This window comes from Pelatocladus sp. BLCC-F211 (assembly GCF_041928655.1).
Classification (GTDB): Bacteria; Cyanobacteriota; Cyanobacteriia; order Cyanobacteriales; family Nostocaceae; genus Pelatocladus.
Map to the genome: position 1 here is coordinate 19,741 of NZ_JBHFLM010000127.1, position 11,697 is coordinate 31,437.

Annotated in this window: 9 protein-coding genes; 4 read left to right on the top strand and 5 right to left on the bottom strand. The window is 41.3% G+C overall.

All coding sequences use genetic code 11. The features are described 5' to 3' along the window. The first annotated feature begins 502 nt into the window (after window positions 1-502). Together ACE1AT_RS15595 and ACE1AT_RS15600 are read left to right on the top strand one after the other, a co-directional pair. Window positions 503-1,753, top strand: coding sequence for a tetratricopeptide repeat protein (locus ACE1AT_RS15595; protein WP_374869846.1), 1,251 nt, complete (start codon window positions 503-505; stop codon window positions 1,751-1,753). A gap of 483 nt (window positions 1,754-2,236) precedes the next feature. After that, window positions 2,237-2,548: a hypothetical protein gene (locus ACE1AT_RS15600; protein WP_374869848.1), complete on the top strand. Its 312-nt coding sequence runs from the start codon at window positions 2,237-2,239 to the stop codon at window positions 2,546-2,548. 157 nt (window positions 2,549-2,705) lie between these two features. Here ACE1AT_RS15600 and ACE1AT_RS15605 read toward each other — a convergent pair whose 3' ends face one another. The 4 genes from ACE1AT_RS15605 to ACE1AT_RS15620 form a co-directional block, all read right to left on the bottom strand. Beyond that, window positions 2,706-2,879 (bottom strand): hypothetical protein, encoded by a 174-nt coding sequence (locus tag ACE1AT_RS15605; protein WP_374869850.1) that lies wholly within the window; start codon window positions 2,877-2,879, stop codon window positions 2,706-2,708. Between the two features lie 75 nt (window positions 2,880-2,954). Beyond that, window positions 2,955-3,509, bottom strand: a complete 555-nt coding sequence (locus ACE1AT_RS15610) for an Hsp20/alpha crystallin family protein (protein WP_374869852.1) — start codon at window positions 3,507-3,509, stop codon at window positions 2,955-2,957. A gap of 188 nt (window positions 3,510-3,697) precedes the next feature. Beyond that, window positions 3,698-4,078: a response regulator gene (locus tag ACE1AT_RS15615; RefSeq protein ID WP_374869854.1), complete on the bottom strand. Its 381-nt coding sequence runs from the start codon at window positions 4,076-4,078 to the stop codon at window positions 3,698-3,700. Then, complete coding sequence (locus tag ACE1AT_RS15620) at window positions 4,068-8,243, bottom strand: response regulator (protein WP_374869856.1); 4,176 nt, start codon at window positions 8,241-8,243, stop codon at window positions 4,068-4,070. The genes ACE1AT_RS15615 and ACE1AT_RS15620 overlap by 11 nt, the downstream gene beginning before the upstream one ends. Before the next feature lie 271 nt (window positions 8,244-8,514). Here ACE1AT_RS15620 and ACE1AT_RS15625 point away from each other — a divergent pair, with 271 nt between their 5' ends. Further along, complete coding sequence (locus ACE1AT_RS15625; protein WP_374869858.1) at window positions 8,515-9,369, top strand: DUF72 domain-containing protein; 855 nt, start codon at window positions 8,515-8,517, stop codon at window positions 9,367-9,369. 156 nt (window positions 9,370-9,525) lie between these two features. Here ACE1AT_RS15625 and ACE1AT_RS15630 read toward each other — a convergent pair whose 3' ends face one another. Further along, window positions 9,526-10,407 carry a shikimate dehydrogenase gene (locus ACE1AT_RS15630; RefSeq protein ID WP_374869860.1) on the bottom strand — a complete coding sequence of 294 codons (882 nt, stop codon included), beginning with the start codon at window positions 10,405-10,407 and terminating at the stop codon, window positions 9,526-9,528. 108 nt (window positions 10,408-10,515) lie between these two features. On the opposite strand from ACE1AT_RS15630, the gene ACE1AT_RS15635 reads away from it, so the two are divergent. Further along, window positions 10,516-11,457, top strand: coding sequence for an alpha/beta fold hydrolase (locus ACE1AT_RS15635; protein ID WP_374869862.1), 942 nt, complete (start codon window positions 10,516-10,518; stop codon window positions 11,455-11,457). Window positions 11,458-11,697 lie beyond the last annotated feature (240 nt).

An 11,697-nucleotide genomic window follows, 5' to 3' on the forward strand; every position in this document is an offset into this window, starting at 1 on the left:
AAAATTGTCTAATGGGATACAGTTTCCTGAATTATTAAGTAAAATTTCATAATCCCATCGAATTGCCGGTGTTTTTGAGGAGTATGTCGTTCTAAGCCGGATTAATTGAGAAACCCATGCTGTATGCTTGCATCAGCGCGGAAGAACAAAAAAGTAATTACTGTTTATCTATCTATTTATAGTAGTTTATTTATTGTTATTTTTAAGTCTATGTGACATACTCAATATTAAATACACTATCTCGACCGACTTTTAGTATATTGCTCAACCCAAAAAATTTGATATTGGAAAAGGGGTGTTACCTTCGGAAGTCATTTCCTGCCTACGTTTGTGACCCTCGATTCATCTCGGCGCCATAATCTTTGATTTGGCGGGAGTCTTTTCTCGGAATTAGGTAAGCAGACATATCATTAAACTTTTCATGCTTAGTGATGAAATTTTTTCATTAGGACTGCCTTCTACTGAGAAGCATTTTTAGAAATCTTGGTGTAAGGAATTAATAATGCTAAGAGATTCACAAGGACTAGTAGTTACGACAGATTCGCCAGATGCGATCGCAGCCATTAACCGCTTCATTGATCAGGCACTTTTTTATGGCAAAGATGCAGAAATAGCGATTTTGCAAGCAATCACAGCAGATTCAACTTGTGCTTTAGCCCATACCTATGCTGCTGCTTATTATCTTTCCCAGGAAAACAGGATAGCTTGGCAGCAAGCGCAACCCCACTTGCAAGCAGCACAAAAGAATTCAGCCAAGATTACCGACAGAGAACAATTATATGTGCAAGCAATATTAGCTTGGGCAAACAAAGAGATTGATGTGGCGATCGCCTTCCAAGAAGAGATTACCAACAAATTTCCCCGTGATTTGATTTCCGTGCAGCAGGGACAGTATCACTATTTTTACTTAGGTGACAAAGACAGATTACTACAAATTGCCCAAAAGGTTCTACCTGCCAATCCTAAAAACCACTATTTATACGGTATGGTTGCGTTTGGTTTAGAACAGTGCCATCAGCTAGCAGCAGCAGAAGCAATGGGGCGTAAGGCAACAGCCATGAATCGCTACGATCCTTGGGCGCATCATGCCGTTGCTCATATTTTGGAAACTCAAGGGCGAGTGAATGAGGGTATCGCTTGGATGGAGAGTTTTGCTGATAGTTGGGAAAACTGTAACTCGATGCTGTATACCCATAACTGGTGGCATATTGCCCTGTATTATTTAGAACGAGGTGACATAGAGAAAGTTTTGTCACTCTACGATATCCATATTTGGGGACGTGCCAACAAGCGATCGCCCAAAGACCAAGTCGGAGCAATTTCACTCCTATTAAGGCTAGAGTTACGCAGTGTGAATGTGGGTAGTCGCTGGCAAGAACTGAGTATTTATCTTTACCCTCGTATTCATGAACATGCTCTTCCTTTTCAAGACCTGCATTACGTTTATGCAATGGCTAAGGCAGGATTTACGAATTGGGTAAACGAGATGTTATTGAGTATGGAACAACACATCCTGAGTATAAATCCTTTCTTACGACAGGGCTGGATAGAAGTAGCAATTCCCGCAGCCAGGGGAATGGCTGCTCATGCCAAAGGTGATTTCAATACAGCCATAACCCAACTCAAACCAGTTTTACCACGCTTGCATTCTGTTGGTGGCAGTCATGCCCAGCGAGTTTTGTTTCAACAGGTTTATCAAGATGCGCTATTGCTGACAGAAAAGCAGAGTTGGCTTTATGGGATTACTGCTTGAGATCATGTCCGCTTGAACACTTGCGTTATTCGTCAAGGTCGGTAATTGGTAATTGGTAATGGAAGTCTCGTTTTTGGAGCGCCATTCATCCCACACTGAATGGGTACATTACAGTGTGGGGCTTCTGTTGGTTTAAACTAATAAAAAAGTCTTACCAATCGAATGTAAATACTGCTACTCATATTTATTCTTTGATGCAGTCTTATTTAAATTTATAAATGCTCAAACGTGTTTCTTTTAAGTAAATACACTGAGTAACTAAAATTTCTTAAGATTCTAAGTTAGATGTTAGAGATTTTGTCCCAAACCTTTTAGTAACTTGGCTTGAAACATAGATATTTTAAAGCTATTTCTTATTTAATAAAGTCTTTATTATTACTGTCCCGATTAACGTTAACATAGTGTTTTTAGAAATTCTCATGTAATATTTTTTTCTTCCTTTGGGAAAAACCTAGATAGTGTGTGGTCAATATCCGCTATAAAATGTCTTTAGTATTAGATGGGGCATCTACAGTGAAAATACTTAAATACGTAATTTTGAAAAGACACACTCTTATTGATGTAGCTGAAAATTTGGGTATTTTATTGTTCAAACTGGATAGGATGAGTCTTTATCCACAGTCACAGCACCTACAGCAAAGCAATTTCGTCAGGATGGTAGTCAGCACTCTGGCGCTGAATTTCGGACTACAACCTCCACCACCAACTCAGGATAGCTGCTATAAAGGACTACTATTCGAGACATTTTGTGATAGTGATTATCCAGAAGAGCGAGGAAGCGGAAGAGTCGGCTGAGTAAATATGTAGTAGATGCGTTGTCGCTCGCGAACCCACCCTACCAAATTTTCAAATTAACTTGCCTAATCCAGATCAGTAGAGACGCGAAATTACCCTGCGGGAACGCTAAAAGCGAACGCGTCTCTACATTCTTTTTCACGCCTATGTCTAATGATTAATGTCTTTCCTTATCAATTTCTCCCTCAAATGGTTGCACACCTGTTTCTGGGTAATTGTCATCTCTAGGAGTAAAAATTCTCACAAATCCGCCGTAAATGTAACGAAAAACTTGCTGAGGAGCTTCTATAATTTTCTGCCAAATACTGCTTTTATTTGTTGTATTAGTCATACAATATTCTCCTGAGTTGTTGAAAAGTGTTGAAAAATTTTTTCACAATTATCCCAGCATCTTTTTGATTAGTACTTAATTAGTGCTAACTTCAGCAGCAGCACGAGTATGCATGGTATCTTGTAAGTGTTCTTGATGCTGACGTTCTTTTGTCATTGCTTCTCGTGCGGCTTCTTGCACGGTGAGATCCACTTTTACCACACTACGTTTAGCTGCTTCGACTTTGGGAAGAGTAAGTGTCAATACACCGTTTTTAAATTCAGCTTTGACTTGATCATTTTGAACAGGAACTGGTAAAGGTACTATCCGTTGAAACTGACCATAGCGGAATTCGCTTCTGACAAAACCTTTCTCTTGTTCTTGTTTTTCTTGTTTATATTCTCCAGCAATTGCAACTACATCTGTGCTGACTTCCACATCTAAGTCTTTAGCTTCCATACCTGGAATTTCAGCTTTGAGAATAATGTCTGTATCGGTTTCTTTTAATTCAACAGCTGGTGTCCAAGTTGCATTTACTTTTGGAAACAGACTCTCATGTTCTTGACCATGCATCCACTCATCAAGCAGATGATTGATTTGTTGACGTATAGTATCGATTTCTCTAAAAGGTTGCCAACGAATGATAGACATATCCTCTCCCCCTTTTATAACTAATAACTTTTTTGTTTCGAGCCAAGAATACTTTGGGGATCAACCTTGTGATAGCTGGCTCTACTTTCAGAGTAGGAAAAGAATATGAGGAACTTGTGAAGATATTCAAAAATTACGAATTATGAATTACAAATTATAAATTATTGTTGACTAATGATACATAATTATTATAAATTCCAACCCAAAGCTAACGCCACTTGAAGAGCCAATTCTAAAGGATTGAATGGTTTTGCGATCGCAGCCTTTATACCCAACTGAGCATAACGGCGACGGTCAGAAGCTTGGATCTTGGCAGTTAATAAAATCACCGGGATCGCTTTTGTTGTTTGATTATTTTGTAATTTTTCAAAAGTAGCCAGTCCATCCATATCTGGCATCATCACATCTAGCAGAATAGCATCTGGTTGGTCATTTTCGGCTTTGCTGATACCTTCTTTTCCAGAACCTGCTGTTAACACTTGCCAACCTGCTACTGTTTCTAAGCAAATTTTAGCGACTTCTTGAATATATTCTTCATTATCAATTACCAACACTTTTTTATTTGTCATTCTTACCATCCTGATTACAAATTATCTGGCTTTTTAACTCCGCATTTGATTGTATAACTTGGTGCAATAAATTCATCACCCGGTGTTCAAATTCTTGTGGTGTCACCTGTCCTTTTTCCAGAAATTCTGTATGTCCTAGTTTGAGTCGTTTTCTCTCAGAGTCTTCTAGTTCTTTCGCCGAATAAATCATCAATGGAATCTTGCAAAGTTGATTGTGTTGCTGTAGCCATTCCACAACTGTAAATCCATCACCTTCAGGTAGAATCAAATCTAGAATCAGCAAATCAGGCTTCACTTTCTGGCTGAGATGAATTGCTTCTTTACCTGTTTTGGCATGGACAATATTAATATCATGTAGCTTAAATAGAGTCTGCAAAACTTCCGCCAAATCGGGATCATCTTCAACCAACAACACACGAATTTGTTTAGCAGAATTTGTGAGTGCTTGTCGTAACGACTCAAACAACAAGCTTTCTTCTAAAGGTTTACTAACCCAATTCACAAAATCTTGATTTGGTTTGCTGTTATGAGTAGGTGTGCAAACACTGCAAATAATGATGGGAATATCTTGAGTATCAACCCGTTGTTTGAGAACTGTCATTGTTTCCCAGCCATTCATACCGGGCATGAGTAAATCTAGTAAGATCACATCTGGATGTTGAGTAGATGCAGTTGCGATCGCCTCTTCACCACTAGCGACTGTAACTACCCGATAGTGGCGTTTCTCCAGAAGAGTTTGTAACCCATTACGAATATCAGCATCATCATCACACACAAGCACCAAAGGTACATGATCACTATCATGGTCTTCTAATTCACTAATCTGAGAAACCTGCAATACAGGTAATGTAAAGTAAAAACTACTACCCTCGCCCAATTGACTATCTACCCAAATCCGACCACCATGCTGCTGGACAATACTTTTACAAATCGCCAAACCCAAACCAGTACCCTCATGATTGCGTGAATCCGAAGAATCCACCTGTTGAAAGCGCTCAAATATACTCTCTAATTTATCAGATGGGATACCACGCCCAGTGTCACGGACTTTAAATAAAATAGTGGGAAAACGAAAAAAGCTGCTCCCATGTCCCCCATGTCCTCCTTGTCCCCCCATCCCCACGTCCTCTTCCCCATTCCCCAATTCTGCACTTAACCAAACTGTAGAACCAGCAGTAGAAAATTTGATTGCATTACTTAGTAAGTTCGTCAGGGTTTGCACAATGCGATCAGGATCTGCCCATAGCTGTTGAGATAAGCTAGACACCGAGAGAGTTACCTGAGCTTTGTCAGCTAGGGGTTGGATGACATCTATGGCTTCGGCGAGCAAATCAGCAACATTGCAGGTTTGTTTTTCCATCTTGACTTTACCTGACTCAATGCGCTCGATATCAAGAATGTCGTTGATCAGTCTCACAAGACGTTCTGTACTATCCACAGCAATTTGCAGCAAGCGTTTTCCCTGTTCTGAATCGGGTTTGATTAAACTACTGGCTAACATTCCCAACGAACCATGAATTGAAGTTAGAGGTGTGCGGAGTTCGTGACTGACAACAGAAACAAATTCATCCTTCATCCGTTCTACTTGCTTGCGATCGCTTATGTCTTGCAAGTAAACCGTATATACTACTTCTTGACCCAGTTTTAACTTAGAAATAGAAGCCTCTGCTGGAAACTCTGTACCATCTTTGCGTCGCCCGTAAATTTCCCGACGTTCTCCCATGCGCCGAGCAACTTTTGGAGATTTACCAAAGTCTGTTACATACTGTCGATGTGCCTGAGTATATTGTGATGGGAGCAATAAATCTAGGGGCTGTCCCAAAACTTCTTGACTAGTGTAACCAAAAATTTTTTCCGCACCTTGGTTAAACAGAGTAATCTTTTGACTGCTATCAATAGAAATAATCGCATCATCTGCAATGGATACGATACCAGCAAACATCGCTTGGGAATTCCGCAGTTCTTCTTGGGCGCGTTGGCGTTCGTTGAGTTCAGATTGGAGTTGTTCGTTAATTTCAGTTAGCTGGGCTGTGCGTTCTGCTACTCGCAGTTCTAATTCATCCTTAGCTTGGCGTAATTCTTGTTCTATTGTCGCTTGTTGAGGCAGATGGGTGTTGAGTTGCGTCTGTGCTTGCGTGTTTCCTGTTTGATAAATTTCTCGCATCCGCCGTAAGCTAACCCGTTCTAGGCGATTGACAATCCGAGTAATCAGTTCTGGTCCAACGATAGGTTTGCTCACAAAATCATCTGCACCAACCGCAAAAACCTGATTAACAATATCAGCATCGTTATGAACTGTGAGAAATAGGATTGGTAGTTCACTCCATTGGGGGTCATTACGTACGACTTGACAAATTTCTATACCATTCACACTCGGTATTTCTACATCGAGAATGAGCAAATCTGGCGTGACTGCTTCCAGAGTTTCCCAAAAATGCAGGGTATTTTCCAAGGATGTCACTTTGATCCCCCAAGGCATCAGTAATTTTTTTAACAAAGCTCCGATTTTTGGGTCATCGTCTACAGCGAGTATGTGTGCTTCTGCATGGGGAGAATCTTGCAACACTTGCTTGACTGCTTCTAGCACTTGATTAGCAGACATCGGCTTGGGTAAAAAGGTGTGTCCACCATTGCGAGCAGCTTGTAAACGGTTGCTAAAATCACTGTCTTTGGTCAAAACTATTACTGGTACAGGGGGCTTACGCTGATGCAGCTCTGCTAACAAGTTGAAACTGTCTTCGTGATCTGAAGAAATATCCGGATCTAACAGTACAATATTAGGATGATTTTGATACAGAATATTTCTGGCAGTTATAGTATCAGTAGCGATCGCCACCTGTAAATTTTTGTTATGAGCTGCTTGTTGAATTTGATCAGTAAAAGTGCGATCGCAATCTACCACCAACAACAAAGGATGCTCATCTTCAGAATCTAGCCTAGATTTTGTTTCCTGTTCATTACCTGCAATTTCCTGGCGCAATTGCTGTACCCACCCAACAAACTGAGTAGTGTCATCTTCACTTAGGGTTTTATTAGCTTTTAGTAACTGCTCAATTTTGCGTGCGAGTTGGGAACCAACAGCAAAACCAAAAGTACCTAATGATCCAGCAAGGGTATGTGCCTCTTGTAGAGCCTGTTTGCGTAGCTTTTGATTCAATCCTTGACTCTTAGCATCATCAGCAGCTTGCTCCAACAATGCTACCTGTTCTTCTACCCTAACTTTATATTTATGCCAAACTCCAGCAATAGCCGCAAGTGTCTGTGGTTGAGAAGACGTGGTTTCTGAAGATTCGGAGAAGGAGAGACGCGGTGACGCTTGTGAAGACTCGGAGAGTGAGAGACGCGGTGATGCGGAGAATATTTCATCTGTATTCCCCGTGTCTCCGTGTCCCCGTGTCCCCGCGTCAGAGTGTCCCCCATGTCCCCCTTGTCCCCCTTGTCCCCCATTTCCCCCTTGTCCCCCATTTCCCTCATCTCTCCCGCTCTCTTCTCTGCGTGGTTTTAACCGATAACCAATACCATAGACTGTTTCAATTAAATCCCCTGGCGCACCCACAGATTTTAATTTCTGCCGTAATCCTTTAATATGGGTACGAACGGCCTCTTCTCCTGGTATGTCCTCATAAGACCAGAGATGCTCCAAAATCATCCCGCAGCTAAAAACTCGGCGACTATTTCGCAAAAACAGCTCCAGCAAAGCATATTCCTTGGGAGTTAATGATAATAGCTCTTCAGCGTAGCTAACTTCACAACTTGTGGGGTCAAGTCGCAAATTACCCCATTCCAAAACCGGTTGGGATGCGACACTACCGCGACGTAACAGCGCCCTGATCCGAGCAACTAATTCTTCTTCATCAAAGGGTTTGACAAGGTAGTCATCTGCGCCAGCATCCAAACCAATCGCCTTTTCATGGCTGCTATCACAACCAGTCAATAACAAAATTGGCATTTGCAAACCACGCGCTCTGATTTGCCGACACAGAGTAATACCATCTATCTCCGGTAGGATGACATCTAGGAGAATTAAATCGTAATCATAAGTTTGTACTAAATCCCAAGCTGCCTGACCATTTGAGGCTACTTCCACAGCATAATTGTAATTAGTAAGGACAGCAGCAAGCACATGGGCAACTAGCTCATCATCCTCGACAATTAATATTTTCATTTTAAAGAGTTAAATTATATTAATCAGATCAAAAACTTACATAGGAATCTGGTTTGGTTTATGAACTTATTAGTTGAGCCGGGGAACGCTTAACAGAAAGTGTACTAAGTTCTATTCAAAAATCAAATGGGAAGCCTACAGACGCAAATAATTAAAATTTAAGTCCAAAAAATAGTCATCACTGTGATCTTAAAAAAGATATCAAAAAGAGTTAATCTCGCTTTACAAATGTCTAACCTTATTTTACAGATATTATTAAAGGAATATAATCGTGAACTTTTTTATCGGTTGCGCTGTTTGGGCATATAAAGGCTGGGTAGGCGAACTTTTTCCATCAGGTACTCGCCCTGCTGATTTTCTCCATCTCTACAGCCGTCGTTTCACAACAGTGGAAGGTAATACTACATTCTACGCTATACCAAATCAAGAAACTGTAGTTCGCTGGGCAACTGATACACCACCAGGTTTTGAATTTTGCTTAAAACTACCACGGGATATTACTCACAATCAACAGTTACAACCTTATATCGCTGATGCTGGGAAATTTATCGAGGTGATGCGTCCTTTAGGTCAGCGTCTTGGCCCGATTTTTGCCCAGCTACCCCCCAGTTATGCACCGACATTAATTGATGATCTCACCGCTTTTTTGTCAGCTTGGCCGCATACAGAAATACCACTAGCCTTGGAGGTGCGACACCGCGACTGGTTCAAAGAACCCCATGCGACTAATTTAACTGCACTACTAGAAAAATTAGGTGTGGGAAGAGTATTACTAGACACTCGCCCAATCTACACTGGCGACGACGATCCCCAACTAGAATCAGAACGACGCAAACCCAAACTACCAGTGCAATTTAGCACCACAGCACCTTTTAGTTTAATTCGGTTTATTTCCCATCCCAATTTAGAAATTAATCAGCCTTTTATGGCAGAGTGGGTTACACAAATTCAGCAATGGTTGCAGCAGGGAAAGCGAATATACTTCTTTGTCCATTGTCCCGTAGAAGAGCGATCGCCAAACACAGCTCGTCACTTCCAAAAATTACTCGAACAAAGCGGTGTCAAAGTACCCCCCCTACCTTGGGATAACTTAGATTCTCCACCCAATCAACTGAATCTTTGGTAATTGGTCAATTGTCAATTGTCATTTGTCATTGGGGAAAACAAGTCAAAAAGTTCTTAATTTTGACTTTTGACTTACCCTACCCTGCGGGAACGACTTTGTCGAACGGGAAGCCGCTTGCGCGTCTATGACTTTTGACTTGTTTTGTCCCCGATCCCTTCAAAAACCTAAATGCTTTTGCAAAGCTTGACGCATGATATCTACAGGTACACTTTCGCGTTGTAACCAGATTTTTAATGCTGCTGCGCCTTGTTGGACAAGCATTTCTAGTCCATCGATGGCGGTTGCGCCTATGTGTTGCGCCTGTTGTAAAAATTTTGTTGGGTTAGGGGTGTAGATTAAATCGTAGGCGATCGCTTGTGGTGACAAATTTGCCATTTCTGCTGCACTCAAGGGCGATTCATCTACCTTGGGGTACATACCGATGGGAGTTGTGTTAACAAGTAAATCCGCTTGCGGAATTAATTTTGGTAATTCATCCCATTTGTGAACACTGAGATTAACTTGCAGTAGCGAATTTTCCCAACTCTTAGAAAAATCTCTCAATCGCTGGACATTTCGCCCGACAACATGAATTTCTGCACATCCCAACTGTGTACAACCTGCTACTACAGCCCTAGCAGCACCACCATTACCTAAAATAACTGCTACTTTCTGACTCCAATCTTGATGATATGTTTGTAAAGGAGCAAGAAATCCTTCGATATCTGTGTTTGTACCTACCCAGGAGTTATTTTTATTAGTAACTGTATTGACTGCTCCTACGGCTTGAGCTATGGGTTCTACTGCTGACAAAAGCGGTATAATTGCCTGTTTATGAGGAATAGTGACACTAAAACCCACAACACCAATAGCAGCAAACCCGGAAATAGCGGTGTATAAATCTTCTGGTTTAATGGGAAAAGGCAGATAGATGTAATCTATTCCCAATTGAGCGATCGCTGCATTGTGCATAACTGGCGACAGTGAATGTTCCACTGGATGTCCGATGACTCCGAGAAGTTTGGTTTTTCCTGTAATCAATTGTTTGTCCTTTGTCATTGGTCATTAGACGCGATGTTCCTCGCGTCTGTTCTTTATTCTGCTAATCACTAACCATTAATCACTAGCCTACAATTATTAGAGGTTACTTAACATTTCTTTGGAATCATGCAGGCAACAATAGTCTCCTCTACAACCGCTATTCCGGGTAAAAATTGGCAGTGGCGAGAACATAATATTTACTATGTACAAGCAGGAAAACCCCAACCCCAACATCCACCTTTACTGTTAGTGCATGGGTTTGGTGCTTCTACTGACCATTGGCGGAAAAACATTGCTGAACTACAGCACGATTTTGAAGTTTGGGCTATAGACCTTTTGGGATTCGGACGTTCAGCAAAGCCAAAATTGGAGTATAGCGGTGATCTGTGGCGAGATCAGCTTTATGACTTTATCACTGAAGTCATAGGTCAAAAAGCTGTGTTAGTAGGTAATTCTCTGGGTGGCTATGCTAGCTTGTGTGTTGCAGCCCAACGTTATGACGCAGTAGAGGGTTTAGTATTATTAAACAGTGCAGGCCCGTTTAATGAGAACGAGCATACAGCTGAACCAGAAGCACTGCAAACTCAAATAGAACCACCCCAACAGCCAGATAATTTGCAAAAACTTTTGGGTGATGTTGCTAAATGGATTTTTCAACAATCTTTTGCCCAGTTTTTATTATTTCACTACGTTCGGCAAAAAAGCGTCATTCGTCAAACTCTAGAAAAAGTTTATCTTGACAAAAGTGCAATTACAGAACAATTAATAGAAGAAATTTCTCGCCCTGCTTATGATCAAGGTGCTTTCGATGTCTTTTCTTCGGTGTTTAGAACTCCCCAAGGCGAAAAAGTAGATATGCTACTCAAGCAATTAACTTGTCAGTTATTACTATTGTGGGGAGAAGCTGATCCTTGGATTAACGCTAGAGAACGTTCTCAGAAATTTCGTCAATATTATCCCCAATTAACAGAACACTTTCTGCGGGCGGGTCATTGTCCCCATGATGAAGTACCAGACCAGGTTAATTCCTTACTGCGGGAATGGGTTGTTTCTGTAGTTATTGCTTAGTCTGGGATTAGTCGTCTATCAATCAATACGGTTCAGTTAAGAAGAAATGTAGAAATGTAGGTTGGGTTGAGCGCAAGCGAAACCCAACAAAGCCTTGATAATGTTGGGTTATATTACTCTGCGAGAAGCCGCGCAGGGCGCGTCTACGTTCCTCAAACGCCAGGTGCTACAACTCTTGGGACCCCCGCAACGCACTGGCTCCCCAACCTACGCTAGTTTTAGTTTTTAGCCTTAACTGAA

What these genes read in the sequence shown, in the direction of transcription:
- ACE1AT_RS15595 (WP_374869846.1), top strand. Translation starts at nt 503, where the DNA reads ATGCTAAGAGATTCACAAGGACTAGTAGTTACGACAGATTCGCCAGAT.
- ACE1AT_RS15600 (WP_374869848.1), top strand. Translation starts at nt 2,237, where the DNA reads ATGTCTTTAGTATTAGATGGGGCATCTACAGTGAAAATACTTAAATAC.
- ACE1AT_RS15605 (WP_374869850.1), bottom strand. Translation starts at nt 2,879, where the DNA reads ATGACTAATACAACAAATAAAAGCAGTATTTGGCAGAAAATTATAGAA.
- ACE1AT_RS15610 (WP_374869852.1), bottom strand. Translation starts at nt 3,509, where the DNA reads ATGTCTATCATTCGTTGGCAACCTTTTAGAGAAATCGATACTATACGT.
- ACE1AT_RS15615 (WP_374869854.1), bottom strand. Translation starts at nt 4,078, where the DNA reads ATGACAAATAAAAAAGTGTTGGTAATTGATAATGAAGAATATATTCAA.
- ACE1AT_RS15620 (WP_374869856.1), bottom strand. Translation starts at nt 8,243, where the DNA reads ATGAAAATATTAATTGTCGAGGATGATGAGCTAGTTGCCCATGTGCTT.
- ACE1AT_RS15630 (WP_374869860.1), bottom strand. Translation starts at nt 10,407, where the DNA reads ATGACAAAGGACAAACAATTGATTACAGGAAAAACCAAACTTCTCGGA.
- ACE1AT_RS15635 (WP_374869862.1), top strand. Translation starts at nt 10,516, where the DNA reads ATGCAGGCAACAATAGTCTCCTCTACAACCGCTATTCCGGGTAAAAAT.